The sequence below is a fragment of the Streptomyces sp. NPDC002851 genome, from assembly GCF_053591935.1.
Window position 1 is genome coordinate 1 of the sequence record NZ_JBSFUT010000066.1, and the last position, 25,627, is coordinate 25,627.

At 71.1% G+C, this 25,627-nt stretch carries 25 protein-coding genes; 13 read left to right on the forward strand and 12 right to left on the reverse strand.

The window, feature by feature from the left end; all coding sequences use genetic code 11:
- Positions 1-311 precede the first annotated feature (311 nt).
- From ACWD10_RS37245 to ACWD10_RS37265, 5 genes are all read left to right on the forward strand, one after another.
- Positions 312-1,076, forward strand: a complete 765-nt coding sequence (locus ACWD10_RS37245) for a DeoR/GlpR family DNA-binding transcription regulator (protein ID WP_451098154.1) — start codon at positions 312-314, stop codon at positions 1,074-1,076.
- 174 nt (positions 1,077-1,250) lie between these two features.
- Positions 1,251-2,609, forward strand: coding sequence for an ABC transporter substrate-binding protein (locus tag ACWD10_RS37250; RefSeq protein WP_451098155.1), 1,359 nt, complete (start codon positions 1,251-1,253; stop codon positions 2,607-2,609).
- A complete protein-coding gene (locus ACWD10_RS37255) occupies positions 2,606-3,547 on the forward strand; it encodes a carbohydrate ABC transporter permease (protein WP_451098156.1) in 942 nt (313 codons plus the stop codon). Before ACWD10_RS37250 ends, ACWD10_RS37255 begins: the two co-directional genes overlap by 4 nt.
- On the forward strand, positions 3,544-4,425 hold the full coding sequence (locus tag ACWD10_RS37260; protein WP_451098157.1) for a carbohydrate ABC transporter permease: 882 nt from the start codon (positions 3,544-3,546) through the stop codon (positions 4,423-4,425). The genes ACWD10_RS37255 and ACWD10_RS37260 overlap by 4 nt, the downstream gene beginning before the upstream one ends.
- Entirely contained in the window at positions 4,422-5,417 is a 996-nt protein-coding gene (locus ACWD10_RS37265; RefSeq protein WP_451098158.1) for a zinc-dependent alcohol dehydrogenase family protein, read from the forward strand. Before ACWD10_RS37260 ends, ACWD10_RS37265 begins: the two co-directional genes overlap by 4 nt.
- Before the next feature lie 10 nt (positions 5,418-5,427).
- Here ACWD10_RS37265 and ACWD10_RS37270 read toward each other — a convergent pair whose 3' ends face one another.
- Positions 5,428-6,009: a TetR/AcrR family transcriptional regulator gene (locus ACWD10_RS37270; RefSeq protein ID WP_451098159.1), complete on the reverse strand. Its 582-nt coding sequence runs from the start codon at positions 6,007-6,009 to the stop codon at positions 5,428-5,430.
- A gap of 104 nt (positions 6,010-6,113) precedes the next feature.
- Here ACWD10_RS37270 and ACWD10_RS37275 point away from each other — a divergent pair, with 104 nt between their 5' ends.
- The 3 genes from ACWD10_RS37275 to ACWD10_RS37285 all read left to right on the forward strand — a co-directional run bounded on the left by ACWD10_RS37275 (position 6,114) and on the right by ACWD10_RS37285 (position 9,459).
- A complete protein-coding gene (locus tag ACWD10_RS37275; RefSeq protein ID WP_451098160.1) occupies positions 6,114-7,079 on the forward strand; it encodes a DMT family transporter in 966 nt (321 codons plus the stop codon).
- 34 nt (positions 7,080-7,113) lie between these two features.
- Positions 7,114-8,343 carry a TerD family protein gene (locus tag ACWD10_RS37280; RefSeq protein ID WP_451098178.1) on the forward strand — a complete coding sequence of 410 codons (1,230 nt, stop codon included), beginning with the start codon at positions 7,114-7,116 and terminating at the stop codon, positions 8,341-8,343.
- A 159-nt stretch (positions 8,344-8,502) separates the two neighbouring features.
- A complete protein-coding gene (locus tag ACWD10_RS37285; RefSeq protein ID WP_451098161.1) occupies positions 8,503-9,459 on the forward strand; it encodes a DUF4073 domain-containing protein in 957 nt (318 codons plus the stop codon).
- A gap of 25 nt (positions 9,460-9,484) precedes the next feature.
- Here the strand turns inward: ACWD10_RS37285 and ACWD10_RS37290 are convergent, their stop codons facing one another.
- Positions 9,485-10,939: an alkaline phosphatase PhoX gene (locus ACWD10_RS37290; RefSeq protein ID WP_451098162.1), complete on the reverse strand. Its 1,455-nt coding sequence runs from the start codon at positions 10,937-10,939 to the stop codon at positions 9,485-9,487.
- A gap of 123 nt (positions 10,940-11,062) precedes the next feature.
- On the opposite strand from ACWD10_RS37290, the gene ACWD10_RS37295 reads away from it, so the two are divergent.
- Positions 11,063-11,836 (forward strand): SDR family NAD(P)-dependent oxidoreductase, encoded by a 774-nt coding sequence (locus ACWD10_RS37295; protein ID WP_451098163.1) that lies wholly within the window; start codon positions 11,063-11,065, stop codon positions 11,834-11,836.
- 92 nt (positions 11,837-11,928) lie between these two features.
- Here ACWD10_RS37295 and ACWD10_RS37300 read toward each other — a convergent pair whose 3' ends face one another.
- The gene (locus tag ACWD10_RS37300) at positions 11,929-13,416 is read right to left on the reverse strand and encodes a hypothetical protein (RefSeq protein ID WP_451098164.1); all 1,488 of its coding nucleotides are present in this window, start codon (positions 13,414-13,416) and stop codon (positions 11,929-11,931) included.
- Between the two features lie 317 nt (positions 13,417-13,733).
- Here ACWD10_RS37300 and ACWD10_RS37305 point away from each other — a divergent pair, with 317 nt between their 5' ends.
- Entirely contained in the window at positions 13,734-15,698 is a 1,965-nt protein-coding gene (locus ACWD10_RS37305) for an endonuclease/exonuclease/phosphatase family protein (RefSeq protein WP_451098165.1), read from the forward strand.
- 162 nt (positions 15,699-15,860) lie between these two features.
- Here ACWD10_RS37305 and ACWD10_RS37310 read toward each other — a convergent pair whose 3' ends face one another.
- The gene (locus ACWD10_RS37310; RefSeq protein ID WP_451098166.1) at positions 15,861-16,184 is read right to left on the reverse strand and encodes a hypothetical protein; all 324 of its coding nucleotides are present in this window, start codon (positions 16,182-16,184) and stop codon (positions 15,861-15,863) included.
- Positions 16,185-16,352: 168 nt separating this feature from the next.
- Between ACWD10_RS37310 and ACWD10_RS37315 the strand changes: the two genes are divergently transcribed.
- A complete protein-coding gene (locus tag ACWD10_RS37315) occupies positions 16,353-17,015 on the forward strand; it encodes a hypothetical protein (protein WP_451098167.1) in 663 nt (220 codons plus the stop codon).
- Here ACWD10_RS37315 and ACWD10_RS37320 read toward each other — a convergent pair.
- The gene (locus ACWD10_RS37320) at positions 17,012-17,728 is read right to left on the reverse strand and encodes an antibiotic biosynthesis monooxygenase (protein ID WP_451098168.1); all 717 of its coding nucleotides are present in this window, start codon (positions 17,726-17,728) and stop codon (positions 17,012-17,014) included. The genes ACWD10_RS37315 and ACWD10_RS37320 overlap by 4 nt on opposite strands.
- A 196-nt stretch (positions 17,729-17,924) precedes the next feature.
- Between ACWD10_RS37320 and dapA the strand changes: the two genes are divergently transcribed.
- On the forward strand, positions 17,925-18,938 hold the full coding sequence (gene dapA, locus ACWD10_RS37325) for a 4-hydroxy-tetrahydrodipicolinate synthase (RefSeq protein ID WP_451098169.1): 1,014 nt from the start codon (positions 17,925-17,927) through the stop codon (positions 18,936-18,938).
- Positions 18,939-18,960: 22 nt separating this feature from the next.
- Here the strand turns inward: dapA and dapD are convergent, their stop codons facing one another.
- The 3 genes from dapD to ACWD10_RS37340 are packed head-to-tail and all read right to left on the reverse strand — an operon-like array spanning position 18,961 to position 20,925.
- A complete protein-coding gene (gene dapD, locus ACWD10_RS37330) occupies positions 18,961-19,956 on the reverse strand; it encodes a 2,3,4,5-tetrahydropyridine-2,6-dicarboxylate N-succinyltransferase (RefSeq protein ID WP_451098170.1) in 996 nt (331 codons plus the stop codon).
- Positions 19,957-19,999: 43 nt separating this feature from the next.
- Entirely contained in the window at positions 20,000-20,605 is a 606-nt protein-coding gene (locus tag ACWD10_RS37335) for a TetR/AcrR family transcriptional regulator (RefSeq protein ID WP_451098171.1), read from the reverse strand.
- Positions 20,605-20,925: a DMT family transporter gene (locus ACWD10_RS37340; protein ID WP_451098172.1), complete on the reverse strand. Its 321-nt coding sequence runs from the start codon at positions 20,923-20,925 to the stop codon at positions 20,605-20,607. Before ACWD10_RS37340 ends, ACWD10_RS37335 begins: the two co-directional genes overlap by 1 nt.
- A 303-nt stretch (positions 20,926-21,228) precedes the next feature.
- On the opposite strand from ACWD10_RS37340, the gene ACWD10_RS37345 reads away from it, so the two are divergent.
- On the forward strand, positions 21,229-22,290 hold the full coding sequence (locus tag ACWD10_RS37345) for a hypothetical protein (RefSeq protein ID WP_451098173.1): 1,062 nt from the start codon (positions 21,229-21,231) through the stop codon (positions 22,288-22,290).
- 7 nt (positions 22,291-22,297) lie between these two features.
- On the opposite strand, the gene ACWD10_RS37350 is transcribed toward ACWD10_RS37345, so the two are convergent.
- The 4 genes from ACWD10_RS37350 to ACWD10_RS37365 form a co-directional block, all read right to left on the reverse strand.
- Positions 22,298-23,029, reverse strand: coding sequence for an ATP-binding cassette domain-containing protein (locus ACWD10_RS37350; protein ID WP_451098174.1), 732 nt, complete (start codon positions 23,027-23,029; stop codon positions 22,298-22,300).
- Positions 23,026-23,613, reverse strand: a complete 588-nt coding sequence (locus ACWD10_RS37355) for a hypothetical protein (protein ID WP_451098175.1) — start codon at positions 23,611-23,613, stop codon at positions 23,026-23,028. Before ACWD10_RS37355 ends, ACWD10_RS37350 begins: the two co-directional genes overlap by 4 nt.
- Complete coding sequence (locus tag ACWD10_RS37360; RefSeq protein ID WP_451098176.1) at positions 23,610-24,896, reverse strand: DUF7224 domain-containing protein; 1,287 nt, start codon at positions 24,894-24,896, stop codon at positions 23,610-23,612. The genes ACWD10_RS37355 and ACWD10_RS37360 overlap by 4 nt, the downstream gene beginning before the upstream one ends.
- 78 nt (positions 24,897-24,974) lie before the next feature.
- Positions 24,975-25,271, reverse strand: a complete 297-nt coding sequence (locus ACWD10_RS37365) for a hypothetical protein (RefSeq protein WP_451098177.1) — start codon at positions 25,269-25,271, stop codon at positions 24,975-24,977.
- Positions 25,272-25,627: the final 356 nt, after the last annotated feature.

The following is a 25,627-nucleotide window of genomic DNA, read 5'->3' on the forward strand; positions in this document are numbered from 1 at the left end:
GACTCCAGGGTGCCGTCCTGCGGGAGCACGGAGCCGTCCGCCCTCACCAGGTGCCGCAGCATCGGCCGGGCGGCCGCCTGGTCGTCGGCCGATCCGCCCGAACGGGCGGGCCCGAAAACGGGCACCCTCGCGCCCGGAACGGGCACACTCCCCCGGCCCGGCCGCGCGGACAAGCCCTTGCCCCGGGCACAACCGGGCACGATTCCGCCCGTTCCGGGCCTGTCCAACCCCTTGCTGACCCGGTAGAACTCTTCCCACAGGCCCGAACGGGCATCACTGCCCGGAGCGAGCGTCAGGGAGAGGAGCCGTCGATGAGTGCCGAGGAGCGCCAGCGGGAGATCGTCCGTGCGGCGCGGCGCGCGGGCAGCGTCGACGTCACCGCGCTCGCCACCGAGCTCGGGGTCGCCAAGGAGACCGTGCGCCGCGATCTGCGCGCCCTGGAGGACCACGGTCTGGTACGCCGCACCCATGGCGGCGCCTACCCCGTGGAGAGCGCGGGCTTCGAGACGACGCTCGCCTACCGCACCACCGCCCACGTACCGGAGAAGCGGCGGATCGCGGCCGCCGCGGCCGAGCTGCTCGGCGACGCCGAGACGGTCTTCGTCGACGAGGGCTTCACGCCGCAGCTGATCGCCGAGCAGCTGCCCGCCGACCGGCCGCTGACGGTGCTGACCACCTCGCTCACCACCGCGAGCACCCTCGCCGAGGCCGAGAACGAGACCACCGTGCTGCTGCTCGGCGGCCGGGTGCGGCCCGGCACGCTCGCGACCGTCGACCACTGGGCGACCCGGATGCTGGCCGGGTTCGTGATCGACCTGGCCTTCATGGGCGCCAACGGCGTCTCCCGCGAGCACGGTCTGACCACCCCCGACCCGGCCGTCAGTGAGGTCAAGACGCAAGCCATGCGGGCGGCGCGGCGCCATGTCTTCGCGGGCATCCACACCAAGTTCGGCGCCGTGAGCTTCTGCCGCTTCGCGCGCATCGGGGACTTCGAGGCGATCGTCACGGACACCCAGCTGCCCGCCGCCGAGGCCCACCGCTACTCATTGCAGGGGCCGCAGGTCCTCCGCGTCTGAGCGCCACGCGGCCCGGTACTCCCCCCCCCGGACCCCATACCCGTACTGAATCCCCATACCGAATCCCGTACCGCATCCCCCATACCAATCCCATAGCGCGGGTCTCGCGCACCCTCACCGCACCCCATATATCCCCATAATTCCTCATTGCCTCCCCTTACTTCAGGAGCATCCATGCCAACCCAGAGCCGACGGAGGCCGCGCGCACCGCTCGCCGGGGCCGCCGCAGGTGTGCTGTTGCTCTCCGGCTGCTGGACCGGAGCCGGTGGGACCGGTTCCGGTGACTCCATCGACGTACTGATGGTCAACAACCCTCAGATGATGGAGCTGCAGAAGCTCACCGCCGCCCACTTCACCAAGAAGACCGGCATCAAGGTGCACTTCACGGTCCTGCCCGAGAACGACATCCGCGACAAGATCAGCCAGGACTTCGCCAACCAGGCCGGTCAGTACGACGTCGCCACGCTCAGCAATTACGAGATCCCGATCTACGCCAAGAACGGCTGGCTGCAGGAGCTCGGCGGCTATGTGCGCGCGGACAAGGACTTCGACCAGTCCGACATCCTGCCGCCGATGCGCCAGTCCCTGACCGGCGACGACGGCAAGCTGTACGGCCAGCCCTTCTACGGTGAGTCGTCGTTCCTGATGTACCGCAAGGACGTCTTCGCGAAGGCGGGCCTGAAGATGCCCGCGCGGCCCACCTGGAAGCAGGTCGCCGACCTCGCTGCCCGCGTGGACGGCGCCGAGCCCGGCATGAAGGGGATCTGTCTGCGCGGACTGCCCGGCTGGGGCGAGCTGATGGCACCCCTGACGACGGTGGTGAACACGTTCGGCGGCACCTGGTTCGAGAAGGACTGGACGGCCCGGCTCGACTCGAAGGAGTTCAAGGAGGCCACCCGCTTCTACGTCGACCTGGTGCGCGAGCACGGCCAGGCGGGCGCCGCCCAGTCCGGCTATGCGGAGTGCCTGAACAACCTCACCCAGTCCAAGACCGCCATGTGGTACGACGCCACGGCCGCGGCCGGGTCCCTGGAGGCCGCCAAGTCCCCGGTCAAGGGCAAGATCGGCTACGTACCGGCGCCGACGCAGAAGACGGAGAGCTCCGGCTGGCTCTACACCTGGGCGTGGGGCCTGCAGAAGGCGTCGCCGAACCCCGACAAGGCGTGGAAGTTCATCTCCTGGGCGTCCAGCAAGGAGTACGAGGAGCTCGTCGGCAACGAGGTCGGCTGGGCCAATGTCCCGGCCGGGAAGCGCGCCTCCACGTACGAGATACCGCAGTACCGCGCCGAGGCCGCCGCCTTCCAGGACGTGACCCGGCGGGCCATCGCCTCGGCCCGGCCGGACGACCCGGGTGTGCAGCCGCGGCCCGCGCCCGGCATCCAGTTCGTCGGCATCCCCGAGTTCACCGACCTCGGCACCAAGGTCTCGCAGGAGATCAGCGCGGCCATCGCGGGCCGCCAGTCCGTCGACACCGCCCTGGCGAAGTCGCAGCGGCTCGCCGAGAAGATCTCCGAGGAGTACGAGGGACGATGACCGCCGCCACCACCGCACCCCACGCCCCCGCACCACCCGGGACCCGTACCGTCAAGCCACCGGGCCGACTGCGCGCCTGGGCCACCAGAGCACCGCTGCTTCCCGCGCTCGTCTTCATGATCGTGGTCACCCAGCTGCCGTTCGTGGCCACCCTGGTGATCTCCTTCTTCGACTGGAACGCCCTCTACCCCGAGGCGCGCTCCTTCGCCGGGTTCGCCAACTACGCCGAGGTCCTCACCGAGCCCGAGCTGCGCCGCTCGGTCCTGACCACGATCCTGCTCACCGCGACCGTCGTCCTGGTCAGCCTGGCGCTCGGGCTCGCCCTCGCGCTGCTCCTCAACCGGAAGTTCCTCGGCCGCGGCGTCGTCCGTACGCTGCTCATCGCGCCGTTCCTGCTCGTGCCGGTGGCCGCCGCGCTGCTGTGGAAGCACGTGCTCTTCAACCCCGAATACGGCCTGTTCAACGGCCTGTTGACGCTGGTGGGCGGGCCGCAGCCGGACTGGGTCTCGAGCATGCCGCTGCTCGCCGTCGAGGCGTCGCTGATCTGGCAGTGGACGCCGTTCATGATGCTGATCCTGCTCGCCGGGCTGCAGAGCCGCGACCCGGAGCTGCTCGAGGCGGCGCGCATCGACGGCGCGAACAACTGGCAGATCTTCCGCTTCATGACCCTGCCGCACCTGCGCCGCTATCTCGAACTCGGCGCCCTGCTCGGCTCGATCTACATCGTGCAGCACTTCGACGCGGTCTTCACGATCACCTCGGGCGGCCTGGGCACCGCGAACCTCCCCTACACCGTCTACCAGTCCTTCTACCAGGCCCACGAGAACGGCCTCGCCTCGGCCGCGGGCGTCCTCGTCGTCCTCGGCTCCCTCATCATCGCGACGTTCGCGCTGCGCGTGGTCTCGTCCCTGTTCCGCGAAGAGGTGTCCCGCGCATGAGAACTCCGGTGACTTCGGTGACTTCGGTGACTTCGGCGACTTCGGTGAACTTCCTTGCCCCGCTGCGCCGTTCGGGCCTGGGCGTGCTCGCCTGGCTGGCCGGTATCGCCTTCGTGCTGCCGCTGGCCTGGATGGCCCTGACGTCCTTCCACTCCGAGCAGGACGCGGCCACCAACCCACCGTCCGTGGCCGCCTCGCTCACCCTCGACGGCTACCGCGAGTTCTTCGGCGCGGACGGCGGCGCGAGCCCCTGGCCCTCCCTGATCAACTCCACGGTGGCGTCGGTCGGGTCGACGCTTCTCGTCCTGGTGCTCGCGCTCCCGGCGGCGTACGCCCTGTCGATCCGCCCGGTGAAGAAGTGGACGGACGTCCTGTTCTTCTTCCTCTCCACGAAGATGCTCCCGGTCGTGGCGGGCCTCCTGCCGATCTATCTCTTCGCCAAGAACACCGGGCTCCTGGACAACATCTGGCTCCTGGTCCTGCTCTATACGTCGATGAACCTGCCGATCGCCGTCTGGATGATGCAGTCCTTCCTCGCCGAGGTACCGGTCGCGATCATCGAGGCCGCGCGTGTGGACGGGGCGCGGCTGCCCACGATCCTGACGCGCGTGGTGGCCCCCATCGCCCTGCCCGGCATCGCGGCAACGGCCCTGATCTGCTTCATCTTCAGCTGGAACGAGCTGCTCTTCGCCCGGGTCCTGACGGGTGTGGTGGCCCAGACGGCCCCCGTGTTCCTGACCGGCTTCATCACCAGCCAGGGCCTGTTCCTGGCCAAGGTGTGCGCCGCGTCGCTCGTCATCTCCCTGCCGGTGCTCGCCGCGGGGTTCGCCGCCCAGGACAAACTCGTCCAGGGCCTGTCTCTGGGAGCCGTCAAATGAAGGCAGCCGTCATCGAGTCCGTCGGCAAGGCCGTCGTCGCCGAGGTCCCCGACCCCACGCCCGGGCCGCACGACGTGGTCGTGGAGGTCGCCGCCTGCGGCATCTGCGGCACCGATCTGCACATCCTCCAGGGCGAGTTCGCGCCGACGCTGCCGGTGGTGCCCGGTCACGAGTTCGCCGGGGAGGTCGTCGGCCTCGGCAGCGAGGTGCGCGAGCTGCGCGTCGGCGACCGCGTCGCCGTCGACCCCTCCCTGTACTGCTTCTCCTGCCGCTACTGCCGTACGGGCCACAACAACCTGTGCGAGCGCTGGGCCGCCATCGGCGTCAGTACGGCGGGCGGTGCGGCCGAGTACGCGGTGGCGCCCGCCGCCAACTGCGTCCGGCTGCCCGACGCCGTACGCACCGCCGACGCGGCCCTGATCGAGCCGCTGTCCTGCGCGGTACGCGGCTACGACGTGCTCCGCGCCCGGCTCGCCGCGCACGTCCTGATCTACGGCTCCGGCACCATGGGCCTGATGATGCTGGAGCTCGCCAAACGCACCGGCGCCGCGCGCGTCGACGTGGTCGACCTCAACCCCGAACGCCTCGCCACGGCCCGGCAGTTGGGCGTCTCGGCGGCGGCCACGAGCGCGGACGAGCTCGACCGGCCCGAGGGCTGGGACATCGTGGTCGACGCGACCGGCAACGCCCGGGCCATCCAGGACGGCCTCGGCCGGGTCGCGAAGGCGGGCACCTTCCTTCAGTTCGGGGTGGCGGACTACGCGACCCGGGTGGAGATCGACCCGTACCGCATCTACAACCAGGAGATCACCATCACCGGCTCCATGGCGGTCCTGCACAGCTTCGAGCGCGCGGCGGAGCTGTTCGCGAGCGGTGCCCTCGACCCGGACGTGTTCATCAGCGACCGCATGCCGCTGGGTCAGTACCCGGAGGCGCTGGAGCGGTTCGCGTCCGGGGTGGGCCGCAAGACGGTGGTGGTGCCGGGCAGCTGAGGCCCCGGGGTCAGACGCCCGCGCGCCGCACCGCCGCTTCGGCAAGGCCGCGGGCCACCCCTGCCGCGTCCGGCACCACGTGGAGCCCGTGCAGCACGCTCGACCCTTCGACGAGCACCATCAGCTCGTCCGCGAGCCGCCCGGGCTCCGCGGCCCCGGCCTCGGCGCACAGCTCCCGCAGATACCCGCGCAGCCAGCTCTTCTGCCCCTCGATCACCGCACGGCCCGGGTGCCCGGACTCGGGGATCTCGGCGGCCGCGTTCACGAAGGCGCAGCCGCGCGGGTTCTCCGGCCGGGTCAGCCACTGCCGGTGCGCATCGAAGACCGCGAGCAGCCGCTCCGCCCCCGAGCCCGGTGCGCTCCGCTCCTCCACCCAGGCCCGGTAGCGCACGTCGCGCTCCCGCAGATACGCCGCGACCAGCGCCTCCTTCGAACCGAACCGGTCGTACAGGGTCTTCTTCGTGACCCCGGCCCGCTTGGCGATCAGGTCGACGCCGACCGCGGTGATGCCCTGGGCGTAGAACAGCTCCGCCGCCGCGTCGAGGATCTTCCTGGCGCCGGGCGTCAGTGCCTCGGCCCCCTGCTGCGTCATTCCGCTGCCACCTCCTCCCCTTGACCGTAAACAGATCTGTTTAGTTTACTCGCCCCCACGTGACTAAACAGATCTGTTTACTTGTGCCACCCCACGGAGGATCCATGGGCAACGCCCTCATCGCCCCCGGCCTCGTCGTCCTCTGGAGCTCCGGCTTCATCGGCGCCGAGCTCGGCACCCGGTACGCGCCCGCGGACACCCTGCTGATGTGGCGGTTCGTCGTTGCGGCGGCCCTGCTGTGCGGGGCTTGGCTGCTCCTGCGCAGACGCCGCAGACACCGCAGAGCAGCGCTGCCGCCGCGCGTCCTGGCCCGGCAGGCCCTGATCGGGGCACTTTCCCAGGGCGGCTATCTGGGCTCGGTCGTCTGGGCCGTGGGCCTCGGCGTACCCACCGGGACGTCCGCCCTGATCGCCGCCCTCCAGCCGCTGGCCGCGGGCGCGCTCGCCGGGCCGCTGCTCGGGGAGCGCGTCACCCGGCGGCAATGGACCGGGCTCGGCGCGGGGCTCGCCGGGGTGGCCCTGGTGCTGTGGAGCGACCTCGACGCCGGGTCCGGGACCGCGCCCGCGTGGGCGTACGCGCTGCCGTTCACCGGCATGGCCGCGCTGCTCGCCGCGAGCTTCCTTGAGCGCCGGGCCACCGGCAGCGCCACCGGTGTATCGCCCCTGGACGCGCTGCCGGTGCACTGCCTGACCAGCGCCGTCCTGTTCGCCGCGGTCGCGACCGGTACGGGCCATGCGGTGCCGCCCGCGGACGGCGGGTTCTGGTGGGCGGTCGCCTGGGTGGTCGGCCTCTCCACCCTCGGCGGCTACGGCTTCTACTGGCTCTCCCTGCGGCGCCACGGCGTGACCCGCACCAGCGCCCTGATCTACCTGACACCGCCGACGACGATGCTCTGGGCGTACGCCATGTTCGGCGAGGCACCCGGCGCGCTCGCGCTTGTCGGTACGGCGGTCTGCCTGGGTGCCGTGGTCCTGGCTACGGTCGGGAGCTCGGGCGCACCGCGTCCCGGCGGCGTACGGGCAGCCGGGTGGCGACAGTCAGAACTCGAGTCGCGGGTAAGGGAACAGTAAAGGGAGGTCGTTCGTTAAGCCGGGCATGACAGCTATGACCCCCGGCTCGAACATCCCGCTCCCCGCCTCCCGAGTGGCGGTGGACGTCGCCGCTCCGGTGCGGCTCGACGTATCGGGCCTGCTGCTCACCGCCGATGGCAAGGTGCGCTCCGACGACGACTTCATCTTCTACAACCAGCCCACGGGCCCCGGTGTCACCTACCGCTCGGGCGGCGGCACCGGCCCGGACGCGATCACCGTGGACACCGGCGCGGTCCCGCCCGGCATCGAGAAGATCGTCGTCACGGCGAGCCCGGACGCGGCGGGCCAGACCTTCCAGGGCATCGAGCCCACGGCGACGATCCGGAACGCGGACGACGGCAGCCCCATCGCCACCTTCACCCCGCCGCAACTCGGCGCCGAGACCGCCCTGGTGGTGGTCGAGGTGTATCTGCGGAACGGCGCGTGGAAGGTCCGCGCGATCGGCCAGGGGTACGCCAACGGCCTGGCGGGCATCGCCACCGACTTCGGCGTCTCCGTCGACGAGGAGCCCGCGGCCGCCCCGGCCCCCGCCCAGGCCGCACCGGCCGCACCGCCCGCGCCTCCGGCCCCGCCCGCGCAGGCCCCGGCCCCCGCTGCCCCGGCGACGCAGACCCCGCCCCCGGCCGCACCGCCCGCCGCCCCGGCGCCGCCCGCGCCCGGCACCGGAAAGATCAACCTCGACAAGGGCAAGGTCAGCCTCCAGAAGAACCAGACCGTGTCCCTGGTCAAGGGCGGCCGCCCGCTGCTCTCGCAGGTCAAGATGGGCCTCGGCTGGGAACCCGCGTTCCGCGGCAAGGACATCGACCTGGACGCCTCGGTCATCGCCTACGGCCCGCAGCGCAACCACCTCGACAGCTGCTACTTCGGCAAGCTGTCGATCCTCAACGGCGCGATCAAGCACTCCGGCGACAACCTCACGGGCGAGGGCGGCGGAGACGACGAGGTGATCGTCGTGGACCTCGGCCGACTCCCGCAGGACGTCACCGGCCTGGTCTTCACGGTCAACTCGTTCTCCGGCCAGAAGTTCAACGAGGTGGCGAAGGCCTACTGCCGCCTCATCGACGCCGCCACCAACGAGGAACTGGTCCGCTTCGACCTGACCAACGCCGAACCGCAGACCGGCGTGATGATGGCCAAGCTGATCCGCCAGTTCTCCGGCGAGTGGGACATGACGGCGATGGGCGACTTCGTGAAGTCCCGCACGGTACGCGGCATGGTGAAGCCCGCGGCGCAGTCGCTGTAGCACCGTACCGGCAAGGGCGGGGCGGGGCGGTCCGAGCGGGCCCGCCCCGCCCTTCCTCATGAGTCCCCCGCCCTTCCTCATGCGTCTTCCCCACGAGTCCAAGAACCGGCCACGTTCCGTCCAAGGACCCGTAGCCCGGCGGGAGTTACCTTGCGCCCCATGACTCCCCCCAGCAGGAGAACGCTTCTCACCGCGGGCGGACTCGCGCTCGCCACCATCCCGCTCGGCGGCCTCACCGCCACCCGGGCCGCCGCCCGCCCCCGACCCACCGCGGCCGCCACGCTCGACGTGATCAGCGACATCCAGGGCGACCTCCGCGACCTCGGCCGGGCCCTGGACAACCTCGCCTCGCTCGGCGGCTCCGACGCCCTCGTCATCGCCGGTGACCTGGTCGCGCAGGGCACGGTGCAGCAGTACGAGGACCTGTACGGCACGCTCGCGGACCACCCGCACCCCGACCGGGTGCTCGCCGCGCTCGGCAACCACGAGCAGTACAACGCGGACCCGTTCGACACCCAGGTCAAGCGGTTCCTGGAGTACACCGGCATGCCCGAGGTGTACTCGCAGACCACCGCGGCCGGGCTTCCGCTGCTCTTCATCGGCACCACGGCCCCGGCCAAGAACGGCACCAGCCCGCCCTTCGTGACCCTCGGCGCGTCCCAACTGAGCTGGCTGGACGGCGCGTTGAAGCAGCACGCCGACAGCCCGTACGTCCTGGTGTTCAGCCACCACGTGCTGCCCGGCACCGTCTCCGGCACCACGGGCCCGGACGCCGCCCGCTTCTACGACCAGGACTTCGTGGACGAGACCGAGCTGCTCACCATCCTCGGGCAGCACAAGAACGTGGTCTTCTTCTCCGGCCACACCCACTGGGACCTGAACCGCGACGACTGGGCCGCCAGGAAGGTCGTCGAGGGCGGCGACCCGGCCGGGTTCACGGTGGTCAACACCGGCTTCATCCAGACCCTGTACGGCCCCGACGGCAACGGCGGCGAGGAGGCCCTGGACGGCGTCGAGTCCCAGGGCCTCCGGCTCGTCGTCGGCACCGACGGCAAACTCACCGTCGAATCACGCGACTTCCGCCGCAACGAACTGATCCGCAGCCTCGCCGTGTGACGGCGGCAGCTAGGGGCGTCTCCCCCTAGCGCGCCTGCCGCTTCCAGGGGCCCGTGATCGCCAGCATGATCCCGGGCTCCTGAATGCTGGCGTACAGCGTCTTGCCGTCCGGCGAGAACACGACCCCCGCGAACTCGCTGTACTCGGGCTCCTCTTCGGTCCCGATGTTCACCTCGTTCCGCGCGATGGGGTACGTCCGCCCGCTCTCCGTCGCACCGAAGAGGTGCTGTATCCCCTCGCCGTCCTCGGCGAGGATCAGCCCGCCGTACGGCGACACGGTGATGTTGTCCGGGCCGTCGAGCGCGCCGTCCTCGCCCGGGTTCTGGTTGACGCCGAGCAGCACCTTCAGGGTCAGGGTGCGCCGCCCCGGGTGGTAGAACCACACCTGCCCGTCGTGCGGCTCGCCGGGGCTCTCATCCCGGGCGTACGACGAGACGAGATAGGCACCGCCGTCCGCCCACCACATGCCCTCCAGCTTGCGGGCGCGCGTGACCTCGCCGTCCTTGAACTGCTCGCGTACGGCAACGGACTTGGCGTCCCGGTCGGGCACGTCGATCCAGTCGACCCCGTACACCGTGCCGACCTTCGTGGCCCGGGACAGATCGTCCACGAACCGGCCGCCGGAGTCGTAGCACTGCGGCGCCTGCAGCACGCCCGCCTCGACGCCCGCCTCCTCAGCGAGCTCGCGCAGCTTGCCACGGCCGTGCTCGAAGCCCTCCGGCGGGGTCCAGCGGTAGAACAGCCCGTTCGGCTTGGAGTCGTCCTCCGTCAGATACGCGTGACCGCGCTTGGGGTCGACGACGACGGCCTCGTGGTCGTAGCGGCCGAAGAACTTCAGCGGCTTCGGGTTGCGGTTGGCGCGCCGGTCCAGCGGGTCGACCTCGAAGACATAGCCGTGGTCCTTGGTCATGCCGTTCTCACCGGCGCGGTCCGAGTTCTCCTCGCAGGTCAGCCAGGTGCCCCAACGGGTGCGTCCGCCCGCGCAGTTGGTGGACGTACCCGCGATGCCGACCCACTCGGCGACCTCGCCGCCGGGGCGGACCTCGACGACGGTGCAGCCACCGGCCGCGGCCGGGTCGTACACGAGGCCTTCGGTGAGCGGCACCGGGTTGTCCCAGTTCGCGCGCGGGCCCTTCAGCTCGTGGTTGGTGACGAGCAGGGTGGCGCCGCCGGGGCCCTCGAAGGTGGCGGTGCCGTCGTGCTTGTCGGGCGTGAACTCGCCGCTCTCCAGCTTGGTCTCGCCGCTGCGGGTGAGGATGCGGTACGAGAACCCGGCGGGCAGCGCGACGATCCCCTCGGGGTCGTCCACCAGGGGCCCGTAGCCGGGGCCCGCGTCCGGGGCGTCCGGGTCGCCGGACGGCGCGTCCTGCGTCGCGAGGGCGCCGTCGGTGGTCGCGAGCACTCCGGCGGTGCCGACGAGGGCGACACCCGCGCCGGTGATCGCGGATCGTCTGGCGAAATCCCTGCGGGTGAGCGGCATCGTCTCTCCTGAGGCGTGAGGCCTGGGGCGTTCGGCGTTCCGGTGGGGTGGTGGCGGGGCTCAGGTTCCCGGCCGCGTATAAACGGCGGTTGAACACCGTTCGACGTCTGGAGAGCCGCTTCCATGAACCTGCCAGCCACCGGCCGCCGCATCCTGATCTCCGGAGCATCCCGCGGCCTGGGCCGCGCCGTCGCCACCGCCTTCGCGCACAACGGGGACCGGGTCGCCGTGCACTACGGATCACGGCGCGAGGACGCGGAGCAGACGCTGACCTCGCTGCCCTCGCTGACCGGCGACGGGCACGTTCTGGTGCACGGCGACCTGTCCGACCCGGAGGGCGCGCGCCGGGTGGCGGAGGCGGCCGCGGAGGGCCTGGGCGGCATCGACGTACTGGTGAACAACGCGGCGGTGAACGTGCGCCACCCGCTGCCCGAGACCTCGTACGAGGAGTGGGCGGCGCAGTGGCAGCAGCACGTCGCGGTCAATCTGCTCGGCACCGCGAACCTCAGCCATCTCGCCGGGCGCCGGATGATCGACCAGGGCACCGGCGGCCGGATCGTGAACATCGGCTCCCGCGGCGCCTTCCGCGGCGAGCCCGACCACCCGGCGTACGGCGCCACGAAGGCGGCCGTGCACGCGCTCGGCCAGTCCCTCGCGGTCTCGCTCGCCCCGTACGGCATCGGCGTCGCCTCGGTGGCCCCGGGCTTCTTCGACACCGAGCGCGTGGCCCACCGGCTCAGCGGCGAGGAGGGCGCGGCGATCCGCGCGCAGTCGCCCTTCGGGCGGGTCGCGACGGCGGCGGAGATCGCGGAGGCGGTGCTGTGGCTGGCTTCTCCGGCGGCGGAGTGGTCGTCGGGGGCGGTGTTGGACTTGAACGGGGCGTCGTACCTGCATTAATTCAGCCCGTCCGGCGTTTGAGGACGAGGCCATGAGGCCGATGGGGGTCTGGGGGCAAGGCCCCCAGGTGCGGCCACCGAGCCGACGGAACCCTAGCCCTGGGAGCGGGCCTTGTACGCGGCTTTGCGCGCCTCCTTGGCCACCTTCTTGTCCGGGTGCAGCCGCCCCATCGCCTCGAGGACCTCCGCCGTGGCCGGGTGCCGCACCCGCCAAGCCGTGTCGAAGAAGCCCGAGTGCTGCGCCGCCAACCCCTCGACGAGGGCCTGGAGTTCCTCCGAGTTCCCCTCCGCCCGCAGCTGCGCGGCAATCGTGTCGATGGTCAGCCAGTACACCATCGACTCCGGCGGCGGCGGTACGTCCGCGGCGCCCTGCTCGGTGAGCCAGACCCGGGCGAGCCCGCCGAGCTCCGCGTCGTCAAGGACGTCGCGCAGCGCGGGCTCGGCCTCCTTGCCGACGAGCGACAGGGCCTGCTGGCAGCGCAGCCGGCGCAGCGGGGCGCTCTCGTCCGCGCCGCGCGCCGCGGCGAGCAACTCCCGTGCGGCGGCGAGGGGTTCGCGCCGGGCCAGCCACGTCTCGGTCTCGGCCCGGGCCGCGGTCTGCGGGAACTCGGCGGTCCCGGCGAGCAGCGCGTCCGCGCCCTTGTCCGCCAGGTCCCCGACGGCGGGCGCGTCGATCCCGGCCTCGAGCATCCGCGCGCGCACGCCGTACAGACCGAGGGGGGTGAGCCGCACCAGGCCGTACCGGCTGATGTCGTCCTCTTCGCCGTCGGTGGCGGACGGCACCGGCTCCTCCCCGGCCTCGGCCATCAACTCCTCGTCGACCGGCCGGAATTCGACCAGCCCCGTCGGCTCGAGCATCCGGAACTGGTCGTCGAGCCGCATCATCGCGTCCGAGACCTGCTCCAGGATGTCGTCCGTGGGCTCCCCCATGTCCTCCGGGACAATCATGGAGGCGGCGAGCGCGGGCAGCGGCACCGGCTCCGCGGCGGGGGCGTCCTCGCCGACGGTGAGCAGGTAGAGGTTGCCGAGCACGCCGTCGAGGAACTCGGCCTCGGCCTCCGGGTCCCAGTCGAGCGAGGAGAGGTCGAACTCGCCGCCTTCCTGCACGGCCTCGGCCAGGTCCTCAAGGTCGGGCACGGTGGCGTCGGCGAGCACGGTCTCCAGGGCGCCGAGCCAGATGCCGAGTACGTCCGTCGGGCTGCCGGAGGTGATCAGGGCGAGCTCTTCGCCGGGCGCGGCGGTCCCCGCCGCCTCCTCGGCGCCCTCCGCTTCCGCCTCCGTTTCCGCCTCCGCTTCCGGGGCGTCGGTGATCTCGACGAGCCCGGTGTCGACGGCGACGCGCCAGGCTTCGCTGGCGTACGCGGGCCCGTCCTCGTCGTCCGCCGCATACCCCAACAGCTCGGCGGCGGCCGGGAGCTGCTCGTCGACGAGTTCGCCGCCCGCGCCGACCCGGGTGTCCGGGCCCGCCCAGCGGGCGAGGCGCACGGCGCGGACGAGCAGCGGTGCGGCGAGCGCGTCCCGGGCGAGCTCGGCCTCGGGCGCGAGGCGCACCGGCGGCAGGGAGGCGCGTTCTGAGGGCATGTGCTGGTTCTCCTCGGCGGGAACTCGGGGGTGTGCGGACCCGGTGTGCGGACCCTGGTCTTTCGGCCTGGGGCGCGGTGCCCGGGGACCCGGTCTAGCGTAGACGGATTTCTCCCCAAGCCGCCCGGTTCATGTACGCGTCAGCGCCTGTCCATCGGGTCGTCCCTTGACAAGTGGCTTGACGGCACCGGAAATTGACGCGCGTAGAAATTGCAGCATCACGTCACGGCAGTTCAAGTCACTCTCCTCAAGGCACTTCAAGGCACGTCAAAAGGCCCTTCAAGGCACTCCCCCACCTCTTGCTCCTGGAGTCCGTTATGCCGCATCACATATCCGCTGCTTCCTCAGGTTCCACTCCCGATTCCGCGCCGGATTCCGCTCCCGGTTCCGCGCCCGGTTCGCGGACCGGCCGCCACCGGTTCTCGCCGCTCGGCTCGAAGCCCCGGTCCGCCGCCGTGGCCGCCGTCGTCGCCACCGCCCTGGCCGGTGGACTGATCGCCGCGGGCACCGCTGGCTCCGCCACGGCGACCGCTTCTTCGCCCGCTTCTTCGCCGTACACCGTCCACGACATCCAGGGCACGACCCGCGTCTCGCCGCTCGTCGGGGAGCGGGTCAGCGAGGTGCCGGGGACCGTGACGGGCGTACGCGGCCATGGATCCGCGCGCGGCTTCTGGTTCCAGGGCGCGGCGGACGACGACCCGGCGACCAGCGAGGGCCTGTTCGTCTTCACCGGTAGGCAGTCGCCGACGGTCAAGGCGGGCGACGCGGTACGCGTCTCGGGCACCGTCAGCGAGTACGTGCCCGGGGGCGCCGACTCCGGCAACCAGTCCCTCACCCAGATCACCGGCGCGGACGTGACCGTGGAGTCCTCCGGCAATCCGGTGCCGAAGCCGGTCGTGCTCGACGCGGCCGCGGTCCCCGACGCCTACACGCCCGAGGGCGACGCGGCGGACGGCGGCAGCATCAACGGCCTGGAGCTGCGGCCGGATGCGTACGCCCTGGACCGGTACGAGTCCCTTGAGGGCATGAATGTCACGGTCGGAGACTCCCGGGTGGTCGGCGCCAGCGACCCGTACTCCGCGCTGTGGGTCACGGTGAAGCCGGACGAGCACCCGTCGGCGCGCGGCGGCACCGTCTACGGCTCCTACACGGCGCAGAACTCCGGCCGCCTGAAGATCGAGTCACTGACCCCGACGAGCGAGCGCCCCTTCCCGAAGGCGAATGTCGGTGACACGCTCTCCGGTACGACCGAAGGGCCCCTGGACTTCGACCAGTTCGGCGGCTACAAGGTCGTCGCCCGCACCCTCGGCGACGTCACCGACAAGGACCTGAAGCGCGAGAAGACCGCGCGGCAGGCCGCGGGTGAGCTGGCCGTGGCGACGTACAACGTGGAGAACCTGGACGCGAAGGACCCGCAGGCGAAGTTCGACGCGCTCGCCAAGGCCGTGGTCGGCAATCTCGCGAGCCCCGACGTGCTCGCCCTTGAGGAGATCCAGGACAACAACGGCGCGACCGACGACGGCACCGTGGCGGCCGACGCGACGCTGAAGAAGTTCACGGACGCGATCGTCGCGGCGGGCGGCCCGGCGTACGAATGGCGCGGCATCGACCCGGAGGACAAGCAGGACGGTGGCGAGCCGGGCGGCAACATCCGGCAGGTCTTCCTCTTCAACCCGGACCGCGTCTCCTTCAAGGACCGCCCGGGCGGCGACGCCACCACGCCCACGGAGGTGACCGGCGAGGGCGCCAAGGCGTCCCTGACGCTGTCGCCCGGCCGGATCGACCCGGGCAACGAGGCGTGGCAGGACAGCCGCAAGCCGGTCGCGGGCGAGTTCCTCTTCAAGGGCCGCAAGGTCTTCGTGATCGCCAACCACTTCGCGTCGAAGGGCGGCGACGAGGCGCTCGCCTCCCACCACCAGCCGCCGAAGCGCTCCTCCGAGGAAGCGCGGGTGAAGCAGGCACAGGTGGTGAACGCCTTCGTGCAGCAGATCCGGAAGGTGCAGAAGGAAGCGGACGTCGTCGTGCTCGGCGACATCAACGACTTCGAGTTCTCGGCCACGACGAAGGCCCTCACCAAGGGCGGCGCCCTGAAGGCGGCCGTCACCTCGCTCCCGGCCGAGGAGCGCTACTCGTATGTCTACCAGGGAAATTCGCAGGTCCTCGACCAGATCCTGACCAGCCCGGGGGTCGGGGAGTTCACGTACGACAGCGTGCACATCAACGCGGAGTTCGCGGACCAGAACAGCGACCACGACCCGCAGGTCCTGCGCTTCCGGCCGTGAGCGCGGCCGGGACGACTTCCGGCTGACCGGCGGTACGGAGATACGGCGGCGCCCCGCCCCGAGCGCGCCCCAGGGCGGGGCATCGCCGTTCACGACGGGAGTGTCACTGCCGGGCTGTAACGTCCCGGGCCATGACAGGTACGGAGGAGAAAAACCGCCGCTCTACGGGCCGCCGCCGAGGCCGGTGACGCCGATGCCGCGCGCGAGCTCGGCCGACTGCTGTGCCTGGTCCCGCTCGACGTAACCGAGGAGGCCAGGGAGTCCCGGGTGGGGACCGACCCGGAAGCCGACGAGGACGAGGTCAAGGCCGAGGTCGAGGAGGCCAACACCCGCCGTACCGCCGAGGCGGTGGAACTGTACGCGCGGATAGCGCAGCACCCTCAGGGTGCGACGGACGACGCTCCGCGCCGCACCGCTCTCGCGGGCCGCGCGGCACTGGCAGAGCTCTCCGCCGAGGACGGACGGGAATACGGCTATACCGTGCACGTGGGCTGAGCACCCCCGCGTCAGGACGTTCCGAGCGTCACCCCGTCCGTCTCGATGAGGTCCAACACGACGAGTGCCTGTAGAGCGTCACATCGCCACTGAGTTCCAACGTGTCGGCGCCAAGGGCCAGTTCATAGCCGCCGTGGGGTAAACCTACACTCCATGATCATGACGAGCCCTTACGCACACGGCCCCGCCCCTACCGCGACGCTCATACGTACGGGGCGTAACAACATCAAGCAGGGCGTGGTGGGTTCGGCGAGCTGCGCGTTTGTCAGCTTCTTCTTCATCGCCGTGGGTCTTATGGCCGCTGCCGGTGTCACCGGCCAAGAGCCCAAGCCTGGTGGATTCGGCGGTGCCGCCGTCGGGCTCCTGGGCCTCTGGTTCGCCTTCTCACTCGCGCAGAACACCTGGCGGGCCAGGCGTTCCTTCATCTGCGTCGACCACGTGGGCATCTGGATCAGCAACCCGGCCGGCAACAAGGTCGTCCCCTGGGCCACCCTCGCCGGAGTCGGCGTCTACTGGAGCAAGGGCACGGGTCGAGCGGGAGGCGGCACACTCCAGTACTCCATCGAGCTCTGCCCCAACGGCCCCATCGACCGCGACCACCCGGTCTTGTGGAACCTGGTCCGGGACGAGGACCCCATCCACCCTTCCCTGCCGCGCCTGCGCTACCGACTCCCGGCGAACGGCGCCGATCGGGCACCCTTGATCGCGGCGGTCCAGCAGTACGCCGCCCATCTGTGGCTCGGCGAGTCGGAACGGGCGCCGGGCCACATCGGATTCCCGGACGTCAAGGGGCATCGGGCGCGGACACGTGGGCGGCGTTAAGCGGTGAGGCTCACCGCGGGCAGGTACCGGGAGACCACGCTGCGCACCATGCCGGGGTACTCCTGCACCCGCCGCCACTCCTCGGTTGCCGAGCCGACCCCGTCACCGGGCGCGGCGAGTGCCGCGATGTGTGCCTGCTCGCTCTCCCACTCGGCGTAGTTGAGTACGCGGGTGCCGTCCAGGCTGGTGTGGAAGTGCCCGGAGATCCCGCCGGGGTGGGGGTGTTCCTCGGTGGCGAGGGCCGTGAACACCGAGTCCACCCAGTCGCGTTGGCGCGCGGGGTCGGGCCCGTCGAACTCCACCTCGACGGTCACGATGCACCCGGGCATGCGCCGCTCGCCCGCCGCCCCGGTCAGTGAACCGCTGCGGTACAGCTCGTACTTGTGCAGGCCGACCCGCTCGATCCCGGGCACGGCGGCGTCGATCTCGGCGTTGCGCGTGTCCCGTCCGTTCTCGGGCGCGGCGAAGAACGCGTCGTACGCGGCGAGGTCCCGCCACTGCGAGTAGTGCAGCAGGGTGTCCCCGTCCGTGCCGGTGTAGACGCTGTAGGAGAGCAGTCCGTCGTGCGGCCACGGACGGCTCTCCCAGGCCTTGGTGATCGCCTCGACGGTGGCCTGCTGCCGCTCGGGCGTGCCGACCCGCCAGGTGCTGGCGAACACGAAGCCGACGTCGGGCCGGAGCGGGTCGGGGAGAACGGAGCGCTGCACGGACATGGTGACTCCTCGGATGGATCAGGATGGATCAGGACGCTTCTGGATGCCCCTGAATGCCTCAGGGATACGTCCCGTTGCCGGGGCGATCACCATCCTCGAACCTGAACAAAGGTTGAGGTCAACAGCAGCTCTGCTAATCCGTACTCTGAAGCAGAATTAAGTGGAGCTGAACAGCGGTCGAGCCGACACTGCCGGTATGAGCTCACCCTTCGGCCGCGCCCTCTGCGCGATGATCACGCCCTTCACCGCCGACGGAACCCTCGACCTGGAGGGCGCCGGGCAGCTCGCCGCCCGCCTCGTGTCCGGCGGCTGCGACGGGCTCGTCCTGTCCGGCACCACCGGCGAGTCCCCGACCACGAGCGACGCCGAGAAGGCCGACCTGATCCGCGCGGTCGCGGAGGCCGTCGGCGACCGGGCGTCCCTGGTCGCCGGGGTCTCCAGCGCGGACACGGCACACGCCGTGCAGCTCGCCCGGCAGGCCGAACAGGCGGGCGCGGACGGCCTGTTGGTGCTCACGCCGTACTACAGCCGCCCGCCGCAGGACGCGATCGAAGAGCACTTCCGCACGGTCGCGGACGCGGTCGGCGCCCCGGTGCTCCTGTACGACATCCCGGGCCGCACCGGCACCCGGATCGAGCCGGAGACGATGCTCCGCCTGGCCGAGCACCGCCGGATCGTCGGCGTCAAGGACTGTGCGTACGACCTGATGGGCACCCAAAAGGTCCTGGCCCGCACGGAGTTGGCGTACTACACGGGCTGCGACGAGCTCATCCTGCCCCTGTACGCGATCGGCGGCGCGGGCTACATCAGTACGGTGGCCAACGCGGCACCCGGCGAACTGCGGGCGATCCCCGACGCGTTCGACGCCGGGGACACGGCCGGAGCGGCCCTGCTCCAGCGCCTCGCGCTCCCCCTGATCGAGCTGATGATGGCCGCGGGCCTGCCCGGCACGGTCACCGCGAAGGGCCTGCTCGGCGCACTCGGCCTGCCCTCGGGTCCGGTACGGGCACCGCTGCGGGCGGCGGCGCCGGAGCGGGTGGCGGAGCTGATCACGGCGTACGAGGCGCTTACCAATGGAGCCCGTCCGGCGATTGAGGACGATCCCGCCCGTCGCCCGCCACCGCCCTCAGCCGAGGCGCTGCGCGCCACCCCTCCTGTTCCAGGGCGACTTGCGGCCACCGAGTCAACGGGAACCGCAAGTCGCCCCTGAGTACGCTCAAACCCGCGGAGCGTCAATCGTTGCTGTGGAGCACGTCGTTGAGCCCGCCCCACACCGCGTTGTTCGGGCGGGCCTCGACCGCACCCGTCACGGAGTTGCGGCGGAACAGGATGTTCGAGGCGCCGGAGAGCTCGCGGGCCTTGACGATCTGGCCGTCGGGCATGGTCACCCGCGTACCGGCCGTGACGTACAGCCCCGCCTCGACCACGCACTCGTCGCCGAGGGCGATACCGACACCGGCCTCGGCGCCGACCAGGCAGCGCTCGCCGATGGTGATCCGGACGTTGCCGCCGCCGGACAGGGTGCCCATGGTGGAGGCGCCACCGCCGATGTCGGAGCCGTCACCGATGACGACACCCGCGGAGATACGGCCCTCGATCATGGAGGTGCCGAGGGTGCCCGCATTGAAGTTCACGAAGCCCTCGTGCATCACGGTGGTGCCCGCGGCGAGGTGGGCGCCGAGCCGGACGCGGTCGGCGTCGGCGATCCGCACGCCCTTGGGCGCGACGTAGTCCGTCATGCGCGGGAACTTGTCGACGGAGGTCACGGCCAGGTGCAGGCCCTCGGCGCGGGCGTTGAGCCGGACCTTCTCGATGTCGTCCACGGCGACCGGGCCGAGCGAGGTCCAGGCGACGTTGGCGAGGAAGCCGAACATGCCGTCGAGGTTCTGGCCGTGCGGCTTGACCAGGCGGTGCGAGAGCAGGTGCAGGCGCAGGTAGACGTCGTGCCCGTCCAGCGGCTTGTCGTCCAGGGAGGCGATGACCGTACGGACGGCGACGATCTCGACACCGCGGCGCGCGTCCGGCCCGATGGCCTGGGCGGCGCCCTCGCCGAGCAGCTCGACGGCGCGCTCGGGGTTGAGCTTCTCGGTCCCGGCGGGGCCCGGCTGCTCGGCGAGCTCGGGGGCGGGGAACCAGGTGTCCAGAACGGTGCCGTCAGCGGTGACGGTGGCGAGCCCGGCGGCGACGGCGCCGGTGGTGCGCGGAGCGGAGGTGTCGAGGTCAGTCATGCCCTGAACCTAACCGGCAGGACGGCCCTGATGCGAACCGGTCTCAGCGTCCGGGCGGGCCGTATTCCGGGCGGGCCGTATCGAGTCCGTCGGGCGGCCGGTTGCCGGAGCCGATGATCCGCGCAAGTGCCTCCCTCGCGTACTCCTCCTCGTACTCCCCGCCCATGAGCAGGACCTGCAGACAGATCCCTTCGAGCAGCGCGAGCAGCGCGCGCCCGGTGGTGGGGTCGGTGCGCAGGGCGAGCAGCTCCGCGACGTCCGTGCACCACTCCGCGGCGACGGGGCGCAGCGCCGGGCGGCGCAGCGCCGCGAGGTAGAGCTCGTACTCCAGCTCCGCTCCGGCGCGGTCGCCGTCCAGCCAGTCCCCGGTGAGGCGGGCCAGCTCGGCCGCGAGATCGCAGTCGGGGTCGGCGAGGCAGGCGCTGTGCTCGCGTACGACCTTGGCGAAGCCCTCGTTGGTCTGGCGCAGCGCGGCCACGAGCAGATCGTCGAGGTTCTTGAAGTGGTACGTGGTGGAGCCGAGCGGCACGTCGGCCTCGGCGGCGACGGAGCGGTGGCTGAGCCCGCCGATCCCGGAGCGGCCCACCACGCGGATCGCGGCGTCGATGATCCGCCCGCGCCGGTCGGGGTCGTACCGTCGCGCCACCATCAGTGCGCACCTCCCAGATTGAGCAACACGACCCCGATGATCACGAAGGCGATCCCGGCGAGCCTGGCTGCGTTGACGGACTCCCCGAGGAAGAACATCCCGATCATGGCGACGGCGGCGGTCCCGACGCCCGCCCAGATCGCGTACGCGGTGCCGACCTGCATCGTCTTCAGGGTCTGTGCGAGCAGGGTGAACGCGAGCAGATAGCCCGCGATCGTGCCGAGCGAGGGCCACAGCTTACTGAACCCCTCGCTGTACTTCATGGCCGTGGTGCCGGCCACCTCTGCCGCAATCGCCGCGGCCAGCAGTCCGTATCCCATGCGTACGACTGTACACAACGTTGTGTACGCCCGTACATAGCAAGCGACGGGCAATCCTGCCTGCCACGGAACCGACACCACCGGTTACCGTGTCCCGGCCATGGGGGACGAGGACTGAACAACAGGAGAGCGAACGCGATGGCGCAGCACATGGGGTGGGGCGGCGGACCGGCGAACCCGGGACAGGGACCCGGCGGTCCGGGTCCGGGTGGACCGGGTCCGGGTGGACCGGGTCCGGGTGGACCGGGTCCGGGTGGACCGTACGGCGGGCCACCGCCCGGCTGGGGCGGCGGACCGGGCTGGATGCCATGGGGACCGCCACCGGCGCCGAAACCCGGCGTCATACCGCTGCGCCCGCTGGCCCTGGGCGACATACTCGGCGGCGCCTTCGCGGCGATCGGCCGCTGCTGGAAGGCCCTGTTCGGCATCTCGCTACTGGCGTACGGGCTGGCGCTCGCGATCACGGCGGCGGGCATGTTCCTCGCGTACGACAGCCTGAAGGACCGCATCCTGGCCCTGCCCGACGACCCCGATCAGTACCAGTGGTCGGACTGGCGACCCTTGATCCTCACCCTCGCCGGGGTGTGGTTCCTCGCCGTGCTCGCCTGGCTCTGCGCCGCGGCGACGGTCGCGGCCACCTGCCCCGCGGTCCTGCAGAACGCCGTGCTCGGCAAGCCCGCGGCCTTCGGCGCCACCCTGCGCCGGGCCCTGTCCCGCCTCCCCGCGGTGCTCGGCACGCTGCTGCTCACGTCACTGATCGTCGTGGTGCCCGCGCTGCTGATCCTGGGCCTGTTCGTGTGGTGGATCAGCACGGCGGTCACCTCGCGCAGCGACACGCTCATGTTCCTGCCCGGACTCATGGTCCTTGCCTGGCTGGCCCTGATGCCGCTGATGATCTGGCTCTGGGTACGGTTCAGCCTGGCCCCGGCGGCCGCGGTCTTCGAGTCGGCGGGTCCGGTCCGGGCGCTGCGCCGCTCGGCCCGCCTGGTGCGCGGCTCCTGGTGGCGGATCTTCGGCGTCATGCTCCTGGTCCACCTGATCGCCTCGATGGCCGCCTATCTCATCCAGATCCCGTTCAGCATGCTCGGCATGTTCGCCGAATTCTCGATGGTCCCCGGCACGAGCGAGCTGGGCCACACCCCCACGGACGCCGAGGTCCTCGCCGCCCTGAGCGGCCTCTTCGCCACCCTGCTCCTCGGCTCCCTCGTCGCCCAGCTGGTGACCGCTGCCTTCCCCCAACTGGCCCTGGGCCTCCAGTACGTAGACCAGCGCATCCGCAAGGAAAACCTGGCCCCGACCCTGGCGGAGACGGCCGGCGTCACGCTGCCGCCTCCGCCCATGCCTCCGTACCACTACGGCGGGTGAGGCACCCTCAGACCGCCTCAAGGAGCGCCGCGTAAGCCCCCTCGGCGCTGCGCCCCTCGGCCGTCCCCTCAGGCGTATGGGCGAGGAACTCCGCGGTGCAGCCGCTGAGCACCAGGCGCCCGCCCGACAGGACGCTCACGTGGTCCGCCTCCTCGGCGAGATCGGCCACGTCATGGGTCGACATCAGGACCCTGACCTCGCCCTTCAGGCCCACGAGCAGATCGCGGAAGACGCGGCGCTGACGTGGGTCCATGCCCGCCGTGGGCTCATCGAGGAGCAGCACCCGGGCGTCGTGCACCAGCGCGCAGGCCACCCCGAGCCGGCGCAGCTGGCCGCCGGAGAGGCGGTTCGACCGCTCGTTCAGCTTGTCGGCCAGCTCGACCCGCTCAAGGGCTTCCGGGGCCTTGTCCCACGCGCCGCTCCGGCCCATGCCCTTCAGCCAGCCCGCGTAGGCGACGTACTCCCGCGCGGTGAGGCTGGGCAGCGGCGTGATGTGCTGCGGCATCCACGCCACCGCGCGGCGGTACTCCTTGTCCCGGGCGGAGAGCCCATCGAGGCTCACGGTGCCGCGGCGGGGCGCGGCGACGCCCGCGGCGAGCGTCAACAGGGTTGATTTTCCGGCCCCGTTGGGCCCGAGCAGAATCGTCAGGCCGTCCGGCAGCCGGTAGTCGAAGTCCTGCAGCACGGGGCGCCGCCGACGCCCGTAGGCGTAGGTGCAGGAATCCAGTACGACGGTCATGCGGACCTCCGCGGTACGAAGAGGTGGGCGCCGATGCCGACGGCCAGCATGAGTGCCGCGCCGACGGTGGCGTACCAGGTGTGGGGTTGTTCGGGCAGGACGGTCCACGGATAGGGGTCGCTCGGGCCGCGAAACCCGAACATGCTGACCACCGTGGGCCACAGGGCGGGCATCAGAAGGGCGGAGCTCCCCATGAGCACGCCGCACAACAGGGTCAGGCCGACCAGGAACGCGGTGTTGCGGTCCAGGCTCGCGGCGCTGCGGGAACCGGTGAGTTCGACCAGGGCGGCAGTGACCGGGACGGTGAGCGCGACCACGCCGAGGGCGAGCAGTGCGTCGTACACCCGGACGGCCCGGATGCCCGAGTCCTCGGCCGCGGCGCAGCGCGAGTGCAGGCAGTTGAACAGGACGGCCGTCAGTGCGAGCGGCACGAAGAGCATCAGCTCCCCGGAGGCCCTGCCGCTGACGGAGAAGGCGGGCAGGGGCGACTGGCCGTCCTGGACGAGGGCGGCCAGGACGGCGAACGCCAGGAATCCGAACGGGAGAAGGGTGTGGACCCGGCGGGCCTTGAGCCACCAGGTCACGTGCGCTCCCCGCTCTTCTCGCACGCGGAGGCCTCGGTGCGCCGGAACCAGCGCGTCTGGTCCGCGTCGCTCATCTCGAGGATGTCGGCGACCTCCGAGCGCAGCCGTGCGCGCCGCTGGGGGGTGAAGTCGGGCTCGGTGTCGAGGCGGCGGAGGTAGGTGTCCCCGACGCCGGCCTTCATGGAGATCCAGTAGTACGCCTGCCGGGCGGGTTCGGTAGCGGGACGCGGGCAGTCGATGCCGACGGCCGCGCGGGCGATCTGGTAGCGAGTCGTGCCCGGCCCCAGGCTCGCCGCCAGCGGGACGTGCCAGTCAGTGGCGGTGGACCGCTTCCCGTACCGCGCGTTGGCGTACGCGTCGGTCAGGGTCTCGGGGTGGGCCTCGATGCCCGCCTCGCGCAGCGCTCGCAGGGTGCTCGTGGTGTCCTCGCGCAGGGCGGGCAGCGCGTCGGCGAAGGCCGTCGGCACGCAGATCCGGGGGGTCTTGGCCGTGTCGCAGGCCATCTCGCCGTGGCCGACGCTGCGGGGCCCGATATAGCCGTAGTCCTTGATCATGGAGTACGCGCCACCCGCACTGCCCAGCGCGAGCGCCCCCGCGAGCACCGCCCGCACCCACGGCTTCCGCAGCCTGGACCAGAGCAGCGCCACCGCGACGGCGCAGCCGACCGCGAGCAGCAGCGGCGCCACGATCGCGGCGACCGTGGGGAGTTCACCGAACACCAGCTTGCCGCCGTAGATGCCCGTGAGGTGCCGGGGCCAGGGGATGGTCAGGCCAAGGGCCGAACCGGAGGCGAGCCAGTCGAGGACCGCGATCACCGGGACCACGGCGATGTGCCGTACGACGACTCCGGCGGCGAACCCGATCACGGCATGGGCAGCGGTAAGCAGCATGGCGACCGCCACGAGGCCGATTGAGGCCGGATCCGGGGGTGTTCCGGTCTCGATGAGCCCCGTTGCCGTGGGCAGGATCAGCATCAGCCAGGCCATCCCGACGACGGGGAGCAGGCTGTCGGCGGCAATGACGTAGCGGGAGCGCACGGCCCCCCACTGCCAGACGCCCGCGCTGCCGAGCTTGCGGGCCTCCCAGGCGCCGAGCGCGGCGGCGACCGCGTAGGCCGCGGGCGTCAGGTTGCGCAGCACCGCGTCGACGACGGTGGGCGCATAGCCGAGCGGGTGCCGCAGGTCGTCATGGGTGTCGGTGAAGTAGTACGCGAACATGAGCAGCAGCACGACCGGCGCGACCCACAGCGCGCTGCTGGACCGGATTCGGGTGAGCGGTTTCAACGGGTTCCTCGGGGCTGGGACGGGACGAGGCGTGGCGCCCCCTGGACGGCGGCGCCACGCTTCCGTGCACAGGTCGGATCAGCTGTCGGCCAGCGTGGTGTCGACGTAGACCTTGCTCACGTTGAGCAGGCAGAAGCTGCCGCCCTGGCCGATCTTGTCCGCCTCGAAGAAGTAGTCCTCCTCCACGGGCAGACCCGTCCACTCGCCGCTGCTCACCGAAGTGCTGCTCCTGAAGCAGTTGGTGTAGGTCTCGCCGTCGGTCCAGGAGACGATGTAGCTCTGCCAGTTGGCCCAGGCGCCGGGCGCCAGAGCGAGGACCGCCGAGACGGCCAGGCCCACCACGGTGGAGACACGCTTCGCAGTTCTGCCGGTCATTCGTATCTGAGGATTCCTACTCGCAATGTCCAGAAAAATTGGACGCAGACATGACAAACAACGCCTTTTGGCGTGGCCATAACTCATGGGGGGCGGCGGCAAGGAATCTATGGTCGAGTGATCTTGAAGTCAACGAAAGGTGAAGTTCACCTTCCGTTCTCCCTGCTCTTCCTGGGTTCTCCATGAACGGCGGAGCCCTCCGTATCCGGCGGAGAGGGCCGCAGAACTACAGAAAGGGGCGGCTGCCCGGACGTATCCGGGCATCGGGAGTTCCGAGGGTGTCCTGGCTGATGGCGCGCATGGTGGCGGTGTGGGCCGGGTCGCTGTTCGTCGCGTCGTGGTTCGTGGTGTGTCCG